General features: G+C 70.5%; 20 protein-coding genes. 19 read left to right on the forward strand and 1 reads right to left on the reverse strand.

The annotated features are described in order from the left end of the window. The first annotated feature begins 5 nt into the window (after positions 1 to 5). From mihF to OHB23_RS14550, 15 genes are all read left to right on the forward strand, one after another. On the forward strand, positions 6 to 326 hold the full coding sequence (gene mihF / locus OHB23_RS14480; protein WP_027505261.1) for an integration host factor, actinobacterial type: 321 nt from the start codon (positions 6 to 8) through the stop codon (positions 324 to 326). A 73-nt stretch (positions 327 to 399) separates the two neighbouring features. Continuing rightward, positions 400 to 969, forward strand: coding sequence for a guanylate kinase (gene gmk, locus OHB23_RS14485; protein ID WP_056445214.1), 570 nt, complete (start codon positions 400 to 402; stop codon positions 967 to 969). Between the two features lie 64 nt (positions 970 to 1,033). Continuing rightward, on the forward strand, positions 1,034 to 1,339 hold the full coding sequence (gene rpoZ / locus OHB23_RS14490; RefSeq protein WP_027505263.1) for a DNA-directed RNA polymerase subunit omega: 306 nt from the start codon (positions 1,034 to 1,036) through the stop codon (positions 1,337 to 1,339). Then, positions 1,336 to 2,646, forward strand: coding sequence for a bifunctional phosphopantothenoylcysteine decarboxylase/phosphopantothenate--cysteine ligase CoaBC (gene coaBC, locus OHB23_RS14495; RefSeq protein ID WP_056444715.1), 1,311 nt, complete (start codon positions 1,336 to 1,338; stop codon positions 2,644 to 2,646). Before rpoZ ends, coaBC begins: the two co-directional genes overlap by 4 nt. 105 nt (positions 2,647 to 2,751) lie before the next feature. Further along, entirely contained in the window at positions 2,752 to 3,966 is a 1,215-nt protein-coding gene (gene metK, locus OHB23_RS14500) for a methionine adenosyltransferase (protein WP_328809773.1), read from the forward strand. Between the two features lie 110 nt (positions 3,967 to 4,076). Beyond that, positions 4,077 to 6,044 (forward strand): primosomal protein N', encoded by a 1,968-nt coding sequence (locus OHB23_RS14505; protein WP_328811646.1) that lies wholly within the window; start codon positions 4,077 to 4,079, stop codon positions 6,042 to 6,044. A gap of 5 nt (positions 6,045 to 6,049) precedes the next feature. Further along, positions 6,050 to 6,973 carry a methionyl-tRNA formyltransferase gene (gene fmt, locus OHB23_RS14510; RefSeq protein WP_056445208.1) on the forward strand — a complete coding sequence of 308 codons (924 nt, stop codon included), beginning with the start codon at positions 6,050 to 6,052 and terminating at the stop codon, positions 6,971 to 6,973. Next, positions 6,970 to 8,484: an RsmB/NOP family class I SAM-dependent RNA methyltransferase gene (locus OHB23_RS14515; protein ID WP_328809775.1), complete on the forward strand. Its 1,515-nt coding sequence runs from the start codon at positions 6,970 to 6,972 to the stop codon at positions 8,482 to 8,484. The genes fmt and OHB23_RS14515 overlap by 4 nt, the downstream gene beginning before the upstream one ends. A gap of 46 nt (positions 8,485 to 8,530) precedes the next feature. Further along, entirely contained in the window at positions 8,531 to 9,256 is a 726-nt protein-coding gene (locus OHB23_RS14520) for an SGNH/GDSL hydrolase family protein (protein ID WP_307092916.1), read from the forward strand. A 30-nt stretch (positions 9,257 to 9,286) separates the two neighbouring features. Continuing rightward, positions 9,287 to 9,955, forward strand: a complete 669-nt coding sequence (rpe, locus tag OHB23_RS14525) for a ribulose-phosphate 3-epimerase (protein WP_328811647.1) — start codon at positions 9,287 to 9,289, stop codon at positions 9,953 to 9,955. Positions 9,956 to 9,984: 29 nt separating this feature from the next. Then, a complete protein-coding gene (ribD, locus tag OHB23_RS14530) occupies positions 9,985 to 10,983 on the forward strand; it encodes a bifunctional diaminohydroxyphosphoribosylaminopyrimidine deaminase/5-amino-6-(5-phosphoribosylamino)uracil reductase RibD (RefSeq protein WP_328811648.1) in 999 nt (332 codons plus the stop codon). A 47-nt stretch (positions 10,984 to 11,030) separates the two neighbouring features. Beyond that, a complete protein-coding gene (locus OHB23_RS14535) occupies positions 11,031 to 11,633 on the forward strand; it encodes a riboflavin synthase (protein WP_027505271.1) in 603 nt (200 codons plus the stop codon). A gap of 86 nt (positions 11,634 to 11,719) precedes the next feature. Then, positions 11,720 to 12,991, forward strand: a complete 1,272-nt coding sequence (locus OHB23_RS14540; protein ID WP_051613220.1) for a bifunctional 3,4-dihydroxy-2-butanone-4-phosphate synthase/GTP cyclohydrolase II — start codon at positions 11,720 to 11,722, stop codon at positions 12,989 to 12,991. Then, entirely contained in the window at positions 12,991 to 13,476 is a 486-nt protein-coding gene (gene ribH / locus OHB23_RS14545) for a 6,7-dimethyl-8-ribityllumazine synthase (protein ID WP_027505272.1), read from the forward strand. Before OHB23_RS14540 ends, ribH begins: the two co-directional genes overlap by 1 nt. After that, positions 13,473 to 13,931 (forward strand): PH domain-containing protein, encoded by a 459-nt coding sequence (locus tag OHB23_RS14550; RefSeq protein ID WP_027505273.1) that lies wholly within the window; start codon positions 13,473 to 13,475, stop codon positions 13,929 to 13,931. Before ribH ends, OHB23_RS14550 begins: the two co-directional genes overlap by 4 nt. 6 nt (positions 13,932 to 13,937) lie before the next feature. Here OHB23_RS14550 and OHB23_RS14555 read toward each other — a convergent pair whose 3' ends face one another. Continuing rightward, the gene (locus tag OHB23_RS14555; protein ID WP_328809776.1) at positions 13,938 to 15,896 is read right to left on the reverse strand and encodes a gamma-glutamyltransferase family protein; all 1,959 of its coding nucleotides are present in this window, start codon (positions 15,894 to 15,896) and stop codon (positions 13,938 to 13,940) included. An 83-nt stretch (positions 15,897 to 15,979) separates the two neighbouring features. On the opposite strand from OHB23_RS14555, the gene uvrC reads away from it, so the two are divergent. Genes uvrC through whiA form a run of 4 tightly spaced genes read left to right on the forward strand, consistent with a single transcriptional unit; the run spans position 15,980 to position 21,109 of the window. Continuing rightward, the gene (gene uvrC / locus OHB23_RS14560) at positions 15,980 to 18,193 is read left to right on the forward strand and encodes an excinuclease ABC subunit UvrC (RefSeq protein WP_328809777.1); all 2,214 of its coding nucleotides are present in this window, start codon (positions 15,980 to 15,982) and stop codon (positions 18,191 to 18,193) included. Next, positions 18,190 to 19,107 carry an RNase adapter RapZ gene (gene rapZ, locus OHB23_RS14565; RefSeq protein ID WP_051613222.1) on the forward strand — a complete coding sequence of 306 codons (918 nt, stop codon included), beginning with the start codon at positions 18,190 to 18,192 and terminating at the stop codon, positions 19,105 to 19,107. Before uvrC ends, rapZ begins: the two co-directional genes overlap by 4 nt. Further along, positions 19,104 to 20,135, forward strand: coding sequence for a gluconeogenesis factor YvcK family protein (locus OHB23_RS14570; RefSeq protein WP_051613223.1), 1,032 nt, complete (start codon positions 19,104 to 19,106; stop codon positions 20,133 to 20,135). The genes rapZ and OHB23_RS14570 overlap by 4 nt, the downstream gene beginning before the upstream one ends. Continuing rightward, the gene (whiA, locus tag OHB23_RS14575) at positions 20,132 to 21,109 is read left to right on the forward strand and encodes a DNA-binding protein WhiA (RefSeq protein ID WP_197027771.1); all 978 of its coding nucleotides are present in this window, start codon (positions 20,132 to 20,134) and stop codon (positions 21,107 to 21,109) included. The genes OHB23_RS14570 and whiA overlap by 4 nt, the downstream gene beginning before the upstream one ends. Positions 21,110 to 21,263 lie beyond the last annotated feature (154 nt).

Genomic DNA, 21,263 nt, shown 5'->3' on the forward strand with positions numbered 1-21,263 from the left:
GAACCGTGGCCCTTCCCCAGTTGACCGATGAGCAGCGCGCTGCTGCCTTGGAGAAGGCGGCACAAGCTCGTCGTGTCCGGGCTGAGCTCAAGGAACGCCTCAAGCGCGGCGGCACCGACCTCAAGCAGGTCCTCAAGGACGCCGAAGAGGACGAGATCCTCGGCAAGATGAAGGTGTCCGCACTGCTCGAGGCTCTGCCCAAGGTCGGCAAGGTCAAGGCTCAGGAGATCATGACCGAGCTGGAGATCGCACCCACCCGCCGCCTGCGCGGACTGGGCGATCGTCAGCGCAAGGCGCTTCTCGCCAGGTTCGACTTCGAGGCCTGACAGCGACGTGTCGACCGACAACGAGTCGACGGCAGTGTCGAGCGAGGACTCCTCGCTCAGGAAGGGCCGGCTGGTGGTACTGGCCGGCCCTTCCGCCGTCGGTAAGTCCAGTGTGGTCGCGAAGGTGCGTCAGCAGCTTCCCGATCTGTACTTCAGCGTGTCGGCGACGACGCGCGATCCCCGCCCCGGCGAGGTGCACGGACAGGACTACCGGTTCGTGGACGCAGCGGAGTTCGATCGCATGATCGAGGCCGGTGATCTCCTCGAATGGGCGGAGATCCACCGTGGCCTGCACCGCAGCGGTACGCCCGCCGAGCCCGTGCGTCGCGCGCTCGCCGCCGGTGAGCCGGTTCTCCTCGAGGTGGATCTGCAGGGTGCGCGCGCGGTCCGTGCCGCCGCCCCGGAGGCTCTGCTCGTGTTTCTCGCGCCGCCCTCCTGGGACGTGCTGGTGGGTCGGCTCACCGGCCGCGGCACCGAACCGCAAGACGTCATCGAGCGTCGGCTCGAGACCGCGCGCGAGGAACTGGCGGCCTCCGACGAGTTCGACACGGTCATCGTGAACGACGATGTCGACCGAGCGTGCGCGGAGTTGGTATCCTTGTTGGTCGGTGGCGTCCCGAACGGTGAGTTCGGGACCGCGTGACCGCACAGGTAACACCAGTTTTCTCTTCCGAGGCATCCGCCCCGGTGAATCTTCAGGAGCATTTGTGAGTAGTCCCTTGGCGAACGTGTCCGATTCCTTCTCCCGCATCGACGTGGCGACGTACGACACCCCGCTGGGCATCACCAACCCGCCCATCGACGAGCTGCTGGACCGGACGTCGTCGAAGTACGCGCTGGTCATCTACGCCGCCAAGCGCGCGCGTCAGATCAACGACTACTACAACCAGCTCGGTGACGGCATCCTCGAGTACGTCGGCCCCCTCGTCGAACCGGGTCTGCAGGAGAAGCCGCTGTCCATCGCCATGCGCGAGATCCACGCCGACCTTCTCGAGCACGTCGAAGGCGAGTGAGTTCCCTGTCTCCCTCGGACACGACGACACGGCGTCACGTCGTGGTCGGTGTCGGGGGAGGGATCGCCGCGTACAAGGCGTGCGGGCTGATCCGCCACTTCACCGAGGCGGGTGACGACGTCCGCGTCGTCCCCACCGAGTCCGCGTTGCAGTTCGTCGGCCGGGCGACCTTCGAGGCGTTGTCGGGCAACCCGGTGCACACCGGAGTGTTCGCCGACGTGCCGGAGGTACCGCACGTCCGCCTCGGTCAGAACGCCGATCTCGTCGTCGTCGCCCCGGCCACGGCCGACCTGCTGTCGCGGGCGGCTGCCGGACGCGCCGACGACCTGTTGACGGCGACGTTGCTCACCGCGCGGTGCCCGATCGTGTTCGCGCCGGCCATGCACACCGAGATGTGGGACCACCCCGCGACCGTCGAGAACGTCGCGACGTTGCGCCGGCGCGGTGTCACGGTGATCGAGCCGGCCTCGGGTCGGCTCACCGGCAAGGACACCGGAGCGGGCCGTCTGCCCGAGCCGGACGAGATCGCCGGCATCGCCGAGCTGCTGCTCGAGCGACCCGATGCGCTGCCTCGTGACCTCGAGGGGCGGCGCGTCGTCGTCTCCGCCGGCGGCACGCGCGAGCCGTTGGACCCGGTGCGGTTCCTCGGCAACCGCAGCTCCGGCAAGCAGGGTTACGCGCTCGCGCGGGTCGCCGCCCAGCGCGGTGCCGACGTGCTGCTGATCTCCGGCTACACCAGCGACCTGTCCGCTCCTGCCGGTGTCCGCGTCGAGACGGTCCGCACCGCCGAGGACATGCGCACCGCGGTCACGGCCGCCGCCGTCGGTGCCGACGCCGTGATCATGGCCGCGGCCGTCGCCGATTTCCGGCCGACGACGCTCGCCACCAGCAAGATCAAGAAGGGTGCCGACGAGCCGGACACCATCCCGCTCACGCGCAACGCCGACATCCTGGCCGGCCTCGTCGCGGCACGCGATGCCGGCGACCTGGCCGCCGACGCCGCGATCGTCGGCTTCGCGGCCGAGACCGGCGACCAGCACGGCGACGTGCTGACGCACGCCCGCGCCAAGCTGGCACGCAAGAAGTGCGACCTCCTGGTTGTGAATGCGGTCGGTGAGGGTAAAGCATTCGAGATGGACGACAACGACGGCTGGATCCTGTCCGCGGACGGGACCGAGCTGGCGCTCGAACACGGATCGAAGGCGCTCATGTCGTCTCGTGTGATCGATGCGTTGGTGCCCCTGTTGCGCGTGCGTCAACCGTCACCGACGTCGCAGGAGTGTACGAGCGCCGACGACTCGCGGTGACCCGCAGTACTCGAGACGTCGGTGGCTCCGTCTATCGTCGACTGGCGTCTCGGGGAGCGGTTCGATCATGTCGACACATTCATCCGTGTACGAGAGGAAACATCTGTGAGCACGTCCGCCAGTCGGCTCTTCACCAGCGAGTCCGTCACCGAGGGTCATCCCGACAAGATCTGTGACGCCATCAGCGACTCCATCCTGGATGCGCTCCTGACCGACGATCCGCGCGCACGCGTCGCCGTCGAGACCCTGGTGACCACCGGGCAGGTTCACGTCGCCGGTGAGGTCAACACCACCGCGTACGCCGACATCCCACACATCGTGCGCGAGAAGGTGCTCGAGATCGGCTACGACTCGTCGGCCAAGGGTTTCGACGGCAACTCCTGTGGCGTCAACGTCGCCATCGGCGCGCAGTCGCCCGAGATCGCCCAGGGTGTCGACAATTCGCACGAGTCCCGCGTCGACGGTCTGACCGACGACGAGATCGACCGTCAGGGTGCCGGCGACCAGGGCCTGATGTTCGGCTACGCCATCAAGGACACGCCCGAGCTCATGCCGCTGCCGATCGCACTGGCGCACCGGCTGTCGCGTCGCCTCACCGAGGTGCGCAAGACCGAGGTGCTGCCGTACCTGCGTCCCGACGGCAAGACCCAGGTCACCATCGAGTACGAGGGCAACAAGGCCGTTCGCCTCGACACCGTCGTCATCTCCACCCAGCACGCGGCCGACATCGATCTCGACAACATGCTGACCCCGGACATCCGGACCCATGTCCTCCAGGCTGTACTGGCCGAGCTCGGGCACGACTCGCTCGACACCTCGTCGGTACGCCTGCTCGTCAACCCCACCGGCAAGTTCGTCCTCGGCGGGCCGATGGGCGACGCCGGCCTGACCGGTCGCAAGATCATCGTCGACACCTACGGCGGCTGGGCCCGCCACGGCGGCGGCGCGTTCTCGGGCAAGGATCCGTCGAAGGTCGACCGCAGCGCCGCGTACGCGATGCGGTGGGTGGCCAAGAACGTCGTGGCCGCAGACTTGGCAGAACGAGTCGAGGTGCAGGTCGCCTACGCCATCGGCAAGGCCGCTCCCGTCGGTCTCTTCGTCGAGACGTTCGGATCCGAGAACGTGGATCCGATCAAGATCCAGTCCGCCATCACCGACGTGTTCGACCTGCGTCCCGGCGCGATCATCCGTGATCTGGACCTGCTGCGTCCGATCTACGCGCCCACCGCGGCGTACGGCCACTTCGGCCGCACGGACATCGATCTGCCGTGGGAGAACACCGACCGTGCCGAGAAGTTGCGGTCCGCCGCAGGTCTGTGACGTCTCGCTCCACTTCGTGATCATCGTCTGAAAGGGGTCGGTCGGTGAGTGCCACCGCATCCGGTGTGCGCTCACCGGCCCCCACCCGGCCCATTGCCCGCGTGCTTCCCATGCTCGCGTTGTCCCACCTCGATCGCGATTTCGACTACGTCGTCCCCGCCGAACTCGATGCCGTGGCGCAACCCGGTGTGCGTGTCCGCGTCCGCTTCGCCGGCCGTCTGGTCGACGGGTTCCTGCTCGCCCGCCTCGACACCAGCGACCATCCGGGGAAGCTGGGCTTCCTCGACAAGGTGGTCTCCGCCGAGTCGGTGCTCGGCCCCGAACTGCTCGGTCTCGTCGACGCCGTCGCCACGCGCTACGCCGGCACCCGTCCGGACGTTCTTCGTCTCGCGGTTCCACCCCGCCACGCGCGGGTGGAGAACGAATCGCTCGCTTCCGGTGCGCAGTCGATCCCCGTCCTTCGCCGCGCCGAGTGGTCCGCGTACCGGCACGGCGCCGAGTTCCTCGACGCGCTCGGCGGCGGTCGGGCGCCGCGGGCGGTCTGGCAGGCGTTGCCGGGGGAGGACTGGGCCGCCCGGCTCGCCGACCTGGCAGCCGTGGCCGTGTCGTCGGGACGGGGAGCCGTTCTCGTCGTCCCGGACCAGCGCGATCTCGATCGCGTGGACACGGCCTGCCGAGCCGTCCTCGACGACGACGCGGTGGTCGCGCTCGCCGCGGGGCTCGGTCCCGCCGAACGCTACCGACGGTGGCTCGCCGCCGCTCGTGGCCGCGCTCGCGTCGTGATCGGCACGCGCAGCGCCGTCTTCGCCCCGGTGCACGACCCGGGATTGATGGTCGTCTGGGACGACGGCGACGACTCGTTGTCGGAGCCGCGCGCGCCGTACCCCCACGCCCGTGAGGTCGCGTTGCTGCGTGCACACCGAGCCGGGTGCGCCGCCGTGGTGGGCGGTTTCTCCCGGACGGCGGAGGCACAGGCTCTGGTCGAGACGGGGTGGGCGCACGATCTCGTGGCCACCCGTGACACCGTCCGCGGGCGCGTTCCACGGGTCACCGCCCTCGCGGACAGCGACCACGCGCTCGCCCGCGACCCCGGAGCGCGCGCGGCGCGACTCCCGGCGATCGCCTTCGCGGCGGCCCGAGCGTCGCTCACCGCCGGGCACCCCGTGCTGGTCCAGGTCCCGCGGCGCGGGTACGTGCCCTCCCTGTCCTGCTCCAAGTGCAGGACGCCCGCCCGGTGCCGACGGTGCCACGGACCCCTGGCGCTGCCGTCCGCGCCCGGTGCCGACGGCGCGGGCAGCCCCACGTGCAAGTGGTGCGGCACCGCCGACCCGTCGTACTCGTGCCCCACGTGCGGTTCACGAGCACTGCGCGCCGTCGTGGTCGGCGCAGGACGGACCGCCGAGGAGCTGGGCCGGGCGTTCAGCGGCGTCACCGTGCGACAGTCCGGCGGCACCTCGGTGCTCGACACGGTGCCGGCCGGCCCGGCCATCGTCGTGTCCACCGTGGGCGCCGAACCCGTCGCGGACGGCGGCTACGGTGCCGCGCTGCTGCTGGACGGGTGGGCGCTGCTGGGTCGAGCGGATCTGCGCGCCGCAGAGCAGACCCTTCGCCGCTGGATGGCCGCCGCCACCCTCGTGCGCCCGTCGGCCGAGGGCGGTGAGGTGGTCGTGGTCGCCGATTCGGGACTTCCCACCGTGCAGGCATTGGTGCGGTGGGACCCCGTCGGACACGCGCGCACCGAACTCTCCGAACGCACCGAGGTCGGGTTTCCACCCGCGGTGCACATCGCCGCCGTGGACGGCACCACCGAATCGCTGCGCGCCCTGCTGGACTCGGCGCGGCTCCCGGACGACGCCGTCACGCTGGGACCCGTGGACCTGCCACCCGGCGAGCGGCTGCCGTTCGGCAGCGAGATCGACGCCGACTCGTCCGCGCCCGTCGAGCGGATGCTGGTCCGCGTCCCACGATCGTCCGGTGCCGCCCTCTCCCGCGCACTCGGTGAGGCACGGGCAGTGGTGGGAGCGAAGAAGACCGCGTCGGCGTTGCGAATCCAGGTCGACCCGCTCCGCATAGGGTGAACGGCGTGCGCCTCGTCTTCGCCGGTACTCCCGACCCCGCTCTCCCGTCGCTGCGGCGACTGCTCGACTCCTCCCGTCACGAGGTGGTCGGTGTGCTCACCCGACCCGACACGGTGGCCGGTCGAGGGCGCAAGGTCGTGCGATCGCCCGTTGCGATGCTGGCCGACGAGCACGGCATCCCGGTGCTGCAGCCCGCGAAGCCGTCCGACCCCGAGGCGATGGCCGCGCTCCGCGATCTGGAACCGGACTGCTGTCCCGTCGTCGCCTACGGCGCGCTGCTGCCGCAGCCCGTGCTCGACATCCCGCGACACGGCTGGATCAATCTGCACTTCTCCCTGCTGCCGGCCTGGCGCGGGGCCGCGCCGGTGCAGGCCGCGATCGCCGCGGGTGACGAGGTCACCGGCGCGTCGACGTTCCTCCTCGAGCAGGGGCTGGACACCGGTCCGGTGTACGGCGTCGTGACCGAGAGGGTGCGCCCCACGGACACCGCCGGGGATCTGTTGACCCGGCTCGCGGACAGCGGGAGCCAGTTGCTCGCGTCCACCCTCGACGGGATCGACGACGGTGCACTGCAGGCGGTTCCGCAGTCGAGCGACGGCGTGTCACACGCGCCCAAGGTGACCGTGGAATCGGCCCGCATCGATTTCGGTCGCCCGGCGCACCTGATCGACCGGCACGTCCGCAGTGTGACACCGGCACCCGGAGCGTGGACCGAGATCGGCGACGTCCGCGTCAAGATCGGTCCGGTGACGATCACCGACGAGGAGCTCGAACCCGGGCTCGTCGAGGTACGGAAGAAGGCGGTCCTGGTGGGTACCGCGACGACGGCCGTGTCGCTCGGGCTCGTGCAGCCGCACGGCAAGAAGCAGATGGCAGCGACCGACTGGGCGCGCGGCGCCCGCGATGTGAACGGAGCGACTGCACGATGAGCGGTGAGCAGACACCGGGGTCCGGCGGTCCTCGTAAGCGTGGCGGGAAGGCCGGCGGGAAGGCTGGAGGCCGGCCGGCGGTGGCCGGGGGTTCGAGAAAGGCCGGTGAGCGGTCCGGGAATTCGCGTCCGAAGCAGCCGGGTCGCCCCGATCCCGCCGAGGCGGGGTTGGACCCCGCACGGATCGCGGCACGGGACGTCCTGCGCGCGGTGCGGGAACGTGACGCGTACGCGAACCTGGTGCTTCCGGGTCTGCTCCGGGATCGCCGGTTGAACGAGCGTGATGCCGCCCTCGCGACGGAGTTGGCCTACGGCGCGGCCCGCGCGCAGGGGGTGCTGGACGCGGTCGTCGAGCATGCGGCCTCGCGTCCGGTGTCGGACATCGACGGTCGACTGCTGGACGTCATCCGGCTCGGTGCGTACCAGTTGCTGCGCACGCGGGTGGCCCCGCACGCGGCGGTGGCGACGTCGGTCGACCTGGTGCGCAGCGAGGCCGGGCAGGGGCAGGCAGGGTTCGTCAACGCCGTGTTGCGCCGGGTTTCCGAGCGCACGGAAGCAGAGTGGGTCGAGTTGCTGGCTCCCGACGCGGAGCGAGATCCGGTGGGTCACTCGGCGTTCCGGCACGCACATCCCGCCTGGATCGCACAGGCGTTCAACGACGCGTTGGGAGCGGACGCGGCGGAGCTGGACGAGGCGCTCGCCGCCGACGACGCCCGCCCGCTGGTGCACCTGGTGGCGCGACCCGGCGAGATCTCGGCGGACGAGCTCGCGTCGATCACCGGCGGTGAGCCCGGACCGTGGTCGCCCTATGCGGTGCATCTGGACAGTGGCGGCGATCCGGGTCGTCTCGACGCCGTGCGTGAGGGGCTGGCCGGCGTCCAGGACGAGGGCAGTCAGCTGGTCGCTCGGGCTCTGACGCTCGCGGAGCTCGACGGGCCGGACGGAGGTCGGTGGCTGGATCTGTGCGCCGGCCCCGGCGGCAAGGCTGCGCTGCTCGGCGCCATCGCGGCGATCGACGGTGCGACGGTCGATGCCGTGGAACCGTCCGAGCATCGAGCCGACCTGGTGCGCAAGACGGTGCGCGATCTCCCGGTCACCGTGCACGCGGTGGACGGTCGCGCGAGCGGACTGGACGCGGGATACGACCGCGTCCTCGTCGACGCACCCTGCACCGGTCTGGGCGCACTCCGTCGTCGCCCCGAGGCGCGGTGGCGTCGTCAGGCGAGCGACGTGGCGGGTCTGGTGACGTTGCAACGCGAGTTGCTCGCGGCAGCAGTGGAGCTGGTGCGGCCGGGCGGAGTCGTCGTCTACTCGACGTGTTCGCCGCATCTGTCCGAGACGGTCGGCGTCGTGGCCGATGCGGTCCGACGTCACGGTCTGACCGCGCTCGACACCGCGACGCTCGCGCCCGGCGTGCCGCGGGCGGCCTCGGGAACGTCGGTGCAGCTGTGGCCGCACCGGCACGGAACGGACGCCATGTTCTTCGCCGCGCTGCGCAAGGATGCCTCCTGACCGCGCTCGTTACCGGTCGGCAACGACTCGCGGGTACAACAGGAACGTGACTCCGCGACTCCTTCGACACCGCACGGCCGGGGCAGCGGTGGCCGCCCTCGCCTCGGTCGCGGTGCTGGGTGGCTGCTCGCTGTCCCCGTCGGTGACGGCAGGGACAGCCTCGGCGCGGACCGCCGACGCGGAGCGGGTGGTCGCGGCAGAGTCGGAGTGGAGCGCGGTCCGTGTGTCGGTGATCGGCGACTCGTTCTCCGCCGGCTCCATGAACGACGTGGTCTGGCCGGACGTCCTGGCGGAGGAACACGGATTCGAGGTGACCAACGCGAGCCTGGGCGGCGCCGGCTACGAGGCGGGCGACGACTATCTCGGCACCTTCGCGGACCAGGTCGCCTATGCCACCGAGGAGAACCCGACGGTCATCCTCGTGGTCGGCAGCGAGAACGACGTCGACGCGGATCCGGCGGACGTGCTCGCCGACGCCACCGACCTGTACGCGTCGCTGCGCGAGCGCTCACCCGAGGCCCACATCGTCGTCATCGGACCGATCTGGAGCGGGGAGCCGGTGAGCGAGGAGATGTGGGACGTGGACGCCGCGGTCTCCGCCGCCGCGGTGTCGGCCGGGCTGGACTACGTCGACGCGCTGCCGCAGGAGTGGCTGGCCGACCCGCTGATCATCCAGGACGACGGTGATCACCCGACCGACGAGGGTCAGTACCTCCTCGCCGGCCACATCGACGACGCTCTGATGCAGGTGGATCCGGACCTACTAGGCTGATCGCCCGTGGCCCCGACTCCGCAGCACCCGATGATCGCACCGTCCATCCTGTCCGCCGATTTCGCGCGGCTCGCCGACGAGGCCGCGGCCGTCGCGGGCAGCGACTGGCTGCACGTCGACGTGATGGACGCGCACTTCGTCCCGAATCTCACCCTGGGTCTGCCCGTGGTGGAGAGCCTGCTGAAGGCGACCGACATCCCGCTCGACTGCCACCTCATGATCGAGGACCCCGCCCGCTGGGCGCCGCCCTACGCCGAGGCCGGCGCGTACAACGTGACGTTCCACGCCGAGGCCACCGACGATCCGCGCGCCGTCGCTCGCGACATCCGGGCGGCGGGCGCGAAGGCCGGGCTGTCGGTCAAGCCCGGTACCCCGATCGAGCCGTACCTGGAGGTCCTGAAGGACTTCGACACGCTGTTGATCATGAGCGTCGAACCGGGATTCGGCGGCCAGAGCTTCATGCCGGAGGTACTGGACAAGGCTCGCGCCGTCCGCCGCCTGGTCGATTCGGGTGAACTGACGCTGGTGATCGAGATCGACGGCGGCATCAACGCCGACACCGTGGAGCAGGCCGCTGCCGCGGGCATCGACTGCTTCGTCGCGGGCTCGGCGGTGTACTCGACCAGTGACCCCGCGGGTGCCGTGCGTTCGCTGCGTGAGTCCGCCGCGAGCGCGTCGCCCCACCTGTTCGGCCGGTGACCGGGAGCCTCGACCCGATCGATGCCGCGATGCGGCGGGCGATCGAGGCATCGGTCGCGGCGCGCGGTGTCAGCACTCCCAATCCTCCCGTCGGCGCCGTCGTCCTGGACCGGGACGGGCTGGTGGTCGGAGTCGGCGCCACCGCGGCACCGGGCGGCCCCCACGCGGAGATCGCCGCGCTAGCGCAGGCGGGCGAGCGAGCGCGCGGCGGCACCGCCGTGGTGACGCTGGAGCCGTGCGACCACACGGGACGCACGGGTCCGTGCTCGCAGGCGCTGCTGCGCGCGGGTGTCGTCCGCGTCGTGCACGCGCTCGGCGATCCGAACCCGCTGGCGGCCGGCGGCGCGGAGACTCTGCGCGGTGCCGGCGTCGAGGTACGGTCCGGCGTTCTCGCCGATCTCGCCGAGGCCGGGCCCTTGCGTGCCTGGCTGCATCGGCAGCGCACCGGGCGCCCGATGCTCACGTGGAAGTACGCCGCCACGCTCGACGGCCGCACCGCGGCGCCGGACGGCACCAGCCGCTGGATCACGGGGGAGTCCGCTCGCGCACACGTCCACGCCGAGCGCGCGCGGATCGATGCTGTGGTGGTCGGTACCGGGACCGTGCTCGCCGACGATCCGGTGCTGACGGCGCGACTGCCCGACGGGTCGCTCGCTGCGCACCAGCCGGTGCGCGTGGTCGTCGGGCTGCGCGACATCCCTGCCGGGTCTCGGATCCTCGACGACTCCGCCCCCACCCGCGTCGTGCGCACCCGCGACCCGTTCGCGGTGATGGAGGCCCTCGCTGATCTGACCGACGTGGTGCTGGAGGGCGGATCGACGCTCACCGGAGCGTTCCTGTCGGCGGGCCTGGTCGACCGCGTCACGGCGTACCTCGCCCCTGTCGCGCTGGGCGAGGGTCCGACCGCCGTGCGGGGGACGGGTGTCGGAACAATTGCCGATGCGATGAGGTTTCGACGAGAGTCGGTGGAGACGCTGGGCGACGATCTGCTCGTCCGACTCGCTCCGCTACGGTCGTCCGACCACTGAGCCGAACAGAGATCACTGCACCAGCTGGTGCCGAGAGGATGACGAGCATGTTCACCGGAATCGTCGAGGAACTGGGCAGTGTCACCGCCAAGGAGGATCTGGCGGACGCGGCTCGCTTCACCGTGCGTGGCCCGCTGGTCACCTCCGATGCGTCGCACGGGGACTCGATCGCCGTGAACGGTGTGTGCCTCACCGTCGTCGAGGTCGCGGACGGCGCGTTCACGGCCGACGTGATGCAGGAGACACTGAACCGTTCGTCACTGCAGTCCCTGGCCGTGGGGTCACCGGTCAACCTCGAGCGTGCCGCCTCGCTCGCGTCGCGGCTCGGTGGGCATCTCGTCCAGGGCCACGTCGACGGGACCGGGGTGGTGCTCTCGCGCACCCCGTCGGACAACTGGACCGTGGTACGCATCTCGCTGCCCCGTGACATCGCGCGATACGTCGTGCACAAGGGGTCCATCACGGTCGACGGGGTGTCGCTGACGGTGTCCGCACTGGGCGGCGAGAAGGACGATCAGTACTTCGAGATCTCCCTGATTCCTACCACCCTGTCGCTCACCACACTGGGCGAGGCGGAGGCGGGAACGCAGGTCAACCTCGAGGTCGACGTGATCGCCAAGTACGTCGAGCGGCTGCAGAAGGTCGACTGAACATCGGCCCCCGCAGCGGGGGTCGTAGTCTTGAGAACACAGGATCTGCCCGACACTGCGGGCAGCAGACGTGGGGAGCGCACGGCGTGACCAGGTTCGACACCATCGAGCGCGCTGTCGCCGACATCGCCGCCGGCAAGGCCGTCGTCGTCGTCGACGACGAGGACCGCGAGAACGAGGGCGATCTCATCTTCGCCGCAGAGAAGGCCACACCCGAGCTGGTGGCCTTCATGGTGCGGTACACCTCTGGATACCTCTGCGTTCCGCTGTCGGGCGAGGATTGCGATCGCCTCGGACTGCCTCCCATGTACTCCACGAACCAGGACAAGCACGGCACCGCGTACACCGTGACCGTCGACGCTCGCGTCGGTATCGGTACGGGGATCTCGGCATCGGACCGCGCGGCGACCATGCGTCTGCTCGCGGACCCCGACACCGGTGCGAACGACTTCACCCGTCCCGGTCACGTCGTCCCGTTGCGGGCGAAGGAAGGTGGCGTGCTGCGCCGCCCCGGCCACACCGAGGCCGCGGTCGACCTCGCCCGGATGGCGGATCTGCGCCCGGCCGGCGTCATCTGCGAGATCGTGTCGCAGAAGGACGAGGGCGAGATGGCCCGCACGGACGAGCTCCGTGTCTTCGCCGACGACCACGACCTCGCGCTCATCTCCATCGCCGACCTGATCGCGTGGCGACGCAAGCACGAGAAGCACGTGGTGCGCATCGCCGAGGCGCGCATCCCGACGGCGCACGGCGAGTTCCGTGCGGTGGGCTACCAGAGCGTCTACGAGGACGTCGAACACGTGGCGCTGGTGCGCGGCGACATCGCCGGGCCCGACGGCGACGGCAGCGACGTGCTGGTCCGCGTCCACTCCGAGTGTCTGACCGGGGACGTGTTCGGCTCGCTGCGCTGCGACTGCGGTCCGCAGCTGGACGCGGCGCTCGACATGGTGGCGCAGGAGGGTCGCGGAGTGGTGCTCTACATGCGCGGTCACGAGGGCCGTGGCATCGGCCTGCTGCACAAGTTGCAGGCCTACCAGCTGCAGGACGCCGGCACCGACACCGTCGACGCCAACCTCGCGCTGGGCCTGCCCGCCGACGCGCGGGACTACGGCATCGGAGCGCAGATCCTCGTCGACCTGGGCATCTCGTCTATGCGTCTGCTGACCAACAACCCGGCCAAGCGGGTCGGCCTCGACGGCTACGGCCTGCACATCACCGAGCGGGTGCCGATGCCGCTGCGTGCCAACGCCGAGAACCTCACCTACCTGCGTACCAAGCGTGACCGGATGGGCCACGACCTCGTCGGACTGGACGATTTCGAGACGCCGGTGGTCACCCCCGATGCGGGCGGCCTCTGATGAGCGGCGAGGGCGAACCGGTACTGCAGCTCTCGGGCGCCGAGGACCTCGAGGTCGCGATCGTCGCGGGCCAATGGCACGAGAAGGTCAGCACGGCACTCGTGGACGGCGCACTCCGCAAGGCCGACGAGGTGGGACTGCGGAACGTGACTCTCGTGCGTGTCGCCGGAGCCATCGAGATCCCCGTGGTCGCACAGCAGCTCGCCCGCACCCACGACGCGGTGGTCGCTCTGGGCGTCGTGATCCGGGGCGGGACACCGCACTTCGAGTACGTGTGCGACGCCGTGACCGCCGGGCTGACCCGAGTGTCGCTGGACGAGTCCACCCCGGTCACCAACGGAGTACTCACCGTGAACGACGAGCAGCAGGCACTCGATCGCGCAGGTCTTCCCGGGTCCAAGGAGGACAAGGGTGCGCAGGCCGTCGCGGCGGCCGTCGACACGGCGCTGACGCTGAAGGGCCTGCGTCACGGGAGTCCGTCGTGACCGACACAGCGAGTCAGCAGTGGGAACTCGAGGCGCGGCCGCGCAAGAGCGCGAAGTACGCCGTCGGTGTCGCCGCTCTCCTCGTCATCGTGCACACCACCCTGGGGATTCTGCTGCGGACCGGCAACACCGGCGTGTTCTTCCAGCGCGTGGACCAGTTCGCCATGATCGCCATCGGGTGTGGCATGGCGGCGGGCGTGCTGTTGCTGACTCGTCCGCGGATCAAGGTCGGTGCGCAGGGCGTGCTGGTGCGCAACCTCGTCACCGAGAAACTGATTCCGTGGGACCTCGTGCGCGGCTTGTCCTTCTCGCCCGGATCGAGCTGGGCTCGCGTGGAACTGCCGGACGACGAGTACGTGCCGGTCATGGCGATCCAGTCCAACGATCGCGAGTACGCGGTGCACGCCGCGCGTACGTTCCGGTCTCTCGAGCAGAAGTACGCCGCAGCGAGCTGACCGAGGTCACTCGATCCCGTCTCCCATGACGACACCCTCGCGTCGGGGATCTGCACCGCCGATCCAGCCGTCGGCCGTTCGGACCAGGGCGCTCGAGCCGCTGGACTGATCGGCCACCGACACCTGGTGGCCCATCGCCCGCAGAGCCGACACCAGCGGATCCGCGGCACCGTCGTTCTGCGCGTCGATGTTCGGGTGCTCGCCGCCCACGTTCGTCGTCGGCGCGTTGGCCGCACCCACGTTGACGGCGGACACGGCCTGCTGCGGATCGAGACCCCAGTCGAGCATGCCGACGAGGTTCTTCACGACGAACTGGATGATGACCGAACCGCCGGGTGATCCGGTCACCAGCCGCACGTCACCCCGCGCACCGTCGTCCCCGCGGTCGAACACGATCGTCGGCGCCATGGAACTGCGGGGACGCTTGCCGGGCTCCACGCGGTTGGCCACGGGTACCCCGTCGGGCCCCTCGGGTGCGGCCGAGAAGTCGGTCAGCTGGTTGTTGAGGAGGAAGCCGTTCGTCATGTGGAAGGAGCCGAACGCCGACTCCACCGTGGTGGTCATCGACGCGACGTTCCCCGCGCTGTCCACGATGCTGAGGTGACTGGTCCCTGCCTCCGGTCCGGCGTAGCTGCTCAGGGGTATCGGACCGAAGTCGCCCGGCTGAGCCGTGCCCATGCTGCGGGCGGGATCGATCATGCGGGCGCGCTGCTCGAGGTAGTCCGGATCGAGTAGCTCGGCGGGGCTGCCACCGGGCAGGGGGATGTAGTCGGGATCGGCGACGTACTTGTCGCGGTCGGCGTACGCGAGGCGCTCCGCCTCGGCGATGAGATGGACGCCCTTCGCGTCGGGGACTCCGCCGTCGGCATCGGGCGAGGCGGGTGCGTACTGCGCCATGTCGAAGTGAGACAGGATGCCCATCGTGGACGCGACCGCGATACCGCCCGATGACGGGCCCGGCATGCCGCACACGTCCGTGTCGCGGTACGGCACGCACACCGCGTCCCGCTCCTTCGCCTCGTATCCGGTGAGGTCGTCGAGTGTCAGCCGGCCGGGGGTGCGCCCGCCCGTCGTGTCCGCCGTCGCGTCGACGATGGACTGCGCCAGCGCACCGGTGTAGAACGCGTCGGCACCCTCGGTGGCGATCGCGCCGAGCGTCTTGGCCATCGCGGGGTTCGTCAGCGTCGTCCCCGCTGCCTTCGGGCTGCCGTCCGGCTCGAGGAAATAGTCGCGAGAGGCCGGATCGAGTGCCAGTTCCGGCGCCGAGCCCGCGATGGACGACGCCATCCGAGGACTGATCTCGAAGCCGTCGTCGGACAGCGCGATGGCCGGATCGAACAGTGACCGCCACTCCTTGCTCCCGTGATCGCGGTGGACGTCGTCCAGCATGCGCACGACGCCGGGAACGCCGATCGCGCGGCCGCTCGATCGGGCATCGGGCTTCGGCACGGACAGATCGGCGGGCGCACCGGGGGCAGCCGTGTCGTCCACGAAGCGCAGGTAGTTCGCAGTGGCAGAGGCGGGGGCCGTCTCACGGCCGTCGTAGGCACGCAGAGTCCTCGACTCGGCGTCGTAGTAGAGGAGGAAGGCGCCGCCGCCGATACCGGAGCTCTGCGGTTCGACCAGTCCGAGCACCGTCTGCGCCGCGACCAGCGCGTCGGCCGCGGTCCCGCCGTCGCGCAGCACCTCGCACGCCGCCTCCGTCGACACCGGGTTGGCGGTCGACACCGCGTACGTGGCGGTGCGCACCGCGGTCATTCCGGTGCGGTAGCCGGTGGCGACCTCCGGCGCACCGTCCGGTCCCGTGCCCGCGTCCGCGGTGACGGGGGTGCCGCCTCCGCCCGCGACGCACGAGGGGGCCGAGCCGGAAGCGTCGTCACCGCTGCCCGAGGAGCAGGACACTGCGGTGAGGGCGACGACGGCCGCGAGGGCGAGAGGACGAGTCAGTGATCGGCGGGAAGTCACCGATCCATGACACCGCGTCCTCGCGTGGTTCGCAGCCCGAACGGCGGATTTCGACTGTCGGTCACGACGACTACCGTGGAGCTGTGTCCGACCCCGCTACGTACCGCCCGGCCACCGGAACCATTCCGGTCGAGCCAGGGGTCTACAAATTTCGTGATCCGCACGGCCGCGTCATCTACGTCGGCAAGGCGAAGAGCCTGCGCAGCCGTCTCAATTCCTACTTCGCCGACATCGCCGGCCTGCATCCGCGCACGCGTCAGATGGTCACCACGGCTGCCAGCGTCGAATGGACCGTCGTCACCACCGAGGTGGAGGCGCTCCAGCTCGAGTACAACTGGATCAAGGAGTTCGATCCTCGATTCAACGTCCGGTACCGGGACGACAAGAGCTACCCGATGCTCGCGGTCACGCTCAACGAGGAGTACCCGCGGTTGTTCGTCTACCGCGGGCCCCGGCGCAAGGGTGTGCGCTACTTCGGCCCGTACGCGCACGCGTGGGCGATTCGCGAGACGTTGGACCTGCTGTTGCGGGTGTTCCCGGCGCGGACGTGCTCCGCTGGAGTGTTCAAGCGGCACAACCAGATCGGTCGGCCCTGTCTGCTCGGGTACATCGACAAGTGCTCGGCGCCGTGCGTCGGACGCGTGTCGGCGGCCGAACACCGTGCGACCGTCGAGAACTTCTGCGACTTCCTGTCCGGCAAGACCGACAAACTCGTCCGCGAGCTCGAGAACCGGATGCAGAAGGCGTCGGAGGACCTGGACTTCGAGACGGCGGCCCGGCTGCGCGACGATGTGGGGGCACTGCGGCGCGCGCTCGAGAAGCAGGCCGTGGTGCTCGGCGACGGCACCGACGCGGACCTCGTCGCCTTCGCGAGCGACGACCTCGAAGCGGCGGTCCAGGTGTTCCACGTCCGCGGCGGTCGCGTGCGCGGCCAGCGCGGGTGGGTCGTGGAGAAGGCGGGCGAGGTGATCGACGCCGCGGTCGCGGCCGAGGCGACGTCCGCCGGGGCCGACGACCCTGCCGAGGCGCAGGACACTCCCGTGGACGCGGAGGCGGCGTCCGATCTGCCGGCGCTCGTCGAGCAGTTCCTCACCCAGTTCTACGGCGAGCAGGCCTCGCTGTCGTCGTCCACCGAGGACGCCGCTGCCAACGCCGTACCCCGCGAGGTGCTCGTTCCGGTCCTGCCGCCGAACGCCGACGAGGTGCAGGCGTGGCTCAGTTCGCTGCGCGGGTCCGCGGTGCAGCTACGGGTGCCTCGTCGCGGCGACAAGAAGGAGCTCGCCAAGACGGTGTATCGCAACGCCGTCGAAGCGCTCCAGCAGCACAAGATGAAGCGTGCGGGCGACTTCACGTCGCGCTCCGCAGCGTTGCAGGGCATCCAGGAAGCGCTCGACCTCGACAGTGCACCGTTGCGCATCGAGTGCATCGACATCTCGCACGTCCAGGGCACCGACGTGGTCGCGTCGCTGGTGGTGTTCGAGGACGGGTTGCCGCGCAAGAGCGACTACCGCCACTACTCCATCAAGGAGGCTGCGGGAGACGGTCACTCGGACGACGTCGCGAGCATCGCCGAGGTCACACGGCGACGGTTCCTGCGTCACGGCAAGGACTCCGGCGGCGATCTGGCTCCCGAGGCCTCCCTCGACCCGCAGACGGGTCGGCCCCGCCGCTTCGCCTACCCGCCGAACCTCTTCGTCGTCGACGGCGGCGCACCGCAGGTGGCCGCGGCGGCCGAGGTGCTCGACGAGCTGGGCGTCACCGACGTCGCGGTGGTGGGCCTCGCGAAACGGCTCGAGGAGGTGTGGGTACCGGGGGAGAGCGACCCCGTGATCCTGCCGCGCACCAGCGAGTCGCTGTACCTCCTCCAGCGGGTTCGCGACGAGGCGCACCGCTTCGCCATCACGTTCCACCGCAGCAAGCGGTCCAAGCGCATGACGGCGTCCGCGCTGGACTCGGTGCGCGGGCTCGGTGAGGCGCGTCGCACGGCGTTGGTGACGCACTTCGGCTCGGTGGCCAAGCTCAAGCAGGCCGAGGTGTCCGAGATCGTGAAGGTGCCGGGTATCGGCGAGACGACGGCACGCGCCGTCCTCGAGGCACTGGGAGTTCCACGGGACCAGGACGCGTCGGCTGCCGCGGCCACGTCGGAACCGACCGCGGTCCCCGACAACGAAGCGGACAGCGCCCCGGTACGACATGATGAACGCACCGACGGCAGCGACCGTGACGAGCTGCCGGCACCGTCCGGTGAGCCGCTGTCGGTGGCCGCGCATCGAGGAACAGGACACCGGGACGAGTGAACGTGCAGCGAGAGCAGGTGGGTGACCCCGTTCGACCGCACTCCGACATCGACGTCGCTCTGGTCACAGGGCTGTCCGGTGCCGGGCTCGGCACGGCGGCCAAGGTCCTCGAGGACCTGGGCTGGTACGTCGCCGACAACATGCCGCCCGAGTTGATCACTCGCATGATCGAGATCGGTCGCACCTCGGACCCCGGCATCGAGCGGCTCGCCCTGGTGGTCGACGTGCGCAGCCGATTGTTCAACGGCGACGTCGGCACCCTGCTCGCCGACCTGGCAGCGGACGGGGTGCGCCCGCGCGTGCTGTTCCTGGACGCGTCCGACGACGTGCTGATCCGGCGATTCGAATCGGTGCGCCGCAGCCACCCGCTGCAGAACTACGGTGTGGACGGCACGCTCACGGAAGGCATCTCGGACGAGCGGGCCCGGTTGGCCACCGTCAAGGAGGCCGCGGACATCGTCATCGACACGAGCTCGCTCTCCGTTCACGGTCTGCGCGATCGTGTCGCCGCGGCGTTCGGCGACGACGTGGTGGGCACCGTGGCCGTCACTGTCGAGTCCTTCGGCTTCAAGTACGGGGTACCGCTCGACGCGGACGTGCTGTGTGACATGCGTTTCCTCCCGAACCCGCACTGGATCCCCGAGCTGCGCCCCCTCACGGGCAAGGACGCCGGCGTGCGGGACTACGTGCTGGGGCAGCCGGACGCGGAGGAGTACCTCGAGCTGTATCACCGCCTGCTGACGATGACGCTCGCCGGCTACCGGCGCGAGGGCAAGCGGTACATGACCGTCGCCGTCGGTTGCACCGGCGGCAAGCATCGCAGCGTCGCCATGACCGAGGCGCTCGCCGAACGGCTGCGTGCCGATGCCGACACCAGTGTCCGCGTCGTGCACCGCGACCTGGGTCGAGAGTGAGCGCGGACGGCGGACGCGGCGACGACGACGCTCCGCACATCGTCGCGCTCGGCGGCGGACACGGCCTCTACGCGACCCTGTCCGCCGTACGGTCGCTCTCCACCCGGGTGACGGCGGTGGTCACCGTGGCCGACGACGGCGGGTCGTCCGGCCGATTACGCGCGGAGCTCGGCATGATCCCGCCCGGCGATCTGCGGATGGCGCTCGCGGCGTTGGCCGCAGACTCTCCGCAGGGCAGGCTCTGGGCGGACATCCTGCAGCACCGCTTCGGCGGCAGCGGCGCGCTCGCCGGGCACTCGGTGGGCAATCTTCTGCTCGCCGGACTGTCCGAGGTGCTCGGTGACCCGGTGGCCGCACTCGACGAGGCCGCGCGGTTGCTCGGTGTCGACGGCCGGGTGCTGCCGATGTCGCCCATCGCCCTGGACATCGAGGCGGACGTGTCGGGACTCGAGTCCGACCCGCGCGTGAGCCGCGTCATCCGTGGGCAGGTCGCCGTCGCCACCACCCCCGGCAAGGTGCGGCGCGTCCGACTGCGCCCGTCGGATCCGCCGGCCACCGAGCAGGCCGTCACCGCTGTGGGCGCCGCCGATCTGGTCGTCCTCGGACCCGGGTCCTGGTTCTCCAGCGTGTTGCCGCACGTCCTCGTGCCCGAGCTCGCCTCGGCGCTCCGCGCCACCGAGGCCCGCAAGGTGCTGGTGCTCAATCTCGGGCCGGAGCCGGGGGAGACCACGGGATTCTCGGCGGAGCGTCATCTCCACGTACTGTCCCAACACGCGCCGGGTTTTCGGGTGCATCACGTGGTGGTCGACTCGACGTCGGTGCCGCCGGGGTCCGAGCGTGATCACCTCGCGCGGGCCGCCGCGGTGTTCGGCGCCGACGTGATCCACGCCGACGTCGCGGGGGCGACACCACACGCACACGACCCGAGCAAGCTCGCGGCCGTGTTCGCCGCTGTTCTCGAGGGCGCCGACCGGGCCGACCTCGACAGCAGCACCGACAGCAGGAAGGGATCGACGTCGTGGCCATGACAGCCGATGTCAAGGACGAACTGAGCCGCCTCACCATCACGGCGGTCAGCTGCCGCAAGGCGGAGGTCGCCGCGTTGCTGCGCTTCGCCGGGGGGCTGCACATCGTGGCCGGTCGCGTCGTCGTCGAGGCGGAGGTGGACCAGCTGTCCATCGCCCGGCGGCTCAAGCGCGAGGTGTTCGATCTGTTCGGCTACAACGCGGACGTGCACTCCATCGGCGCGGGCGGGCTGCGCAAGTCGACCCGCTACATCGTCCGGGTGGCCAAGGACGGCGAGGCCCTGGCGCGCCAGACCGGGCTCCTCGACATGCGTGGTCGGCCGGTGCGCGGACTTCCCGCCCAGGTGGTGGGCGGCACCGTCGCCGATTCCGAGGCGGCGTGGCGCGGTGCGTTCCTCGCGCACGGCTCGCTCACCGAACCCGGTCGATCGTCCGCGCTCGAGGTCAGCTGCCCCGGACCCGAGGCAGCACTCGCGCTGGTCGGCGCCGCCCGCAGGCTCGGTGTGGCGGCCAAGGCCCGAGAGGTGCGCGGCGCCGATCGCGTGGTCGTACGCGACGGCGAGGCCATCGGTGTCCTCCTCACGAGGATGGGCGCCCAGGACACTCGACTGACGTGGGAGGAGCGCCGGATGCGCCGGGAGGTGCGGGCCACGGCGAACCGTCTCGCGAACTTCGACGACGCCAACCTGCGACGCTCCGCGCGGGCGGCCGTCGCGGCCGCGGCGCGGGTCGAGAGGGCGCTCGCGATTCTCGGCGAGGACGTCCCGGACCATCTCGCCGCGGCGGGTCACCTGCGCGTGCAGCACCGGCAGGCGTCGCTCGAGGAGCTCGGGCAGCTCGCCGATCCGCCCATGACGAAGGACGCGGTGGCGGGCCGGATCCGCCGACTGCTGTCCATGGCCGACCGCAAGGCGAAGGACTCGGGCATCCCGGACACGGAGTCGGCCGTCACGGCCGACCTGCTCGACGAGGCATGAGCGCGGGTGCCTGACCGAGAACTGCACCACCCCGAACCATTAGGGTGATCACAGGTCACGGAGCGGCTCGGTCGCCCGTGACGGACACGTCCGCACCATCACGTGCGGTGGAGGAAACCGATGCACGACCCGTGCATCGACGAGGAACACGAGT

This window comes from Rhodococcus sp. NBC_00294 (genome assembly GCF_036163995.1).
Classification (GTDB): Bacteria; Actinomycetota; Actinomycetes; order Mycobacteriales; family Mycobacteriaceae; genus Rhodococcoides.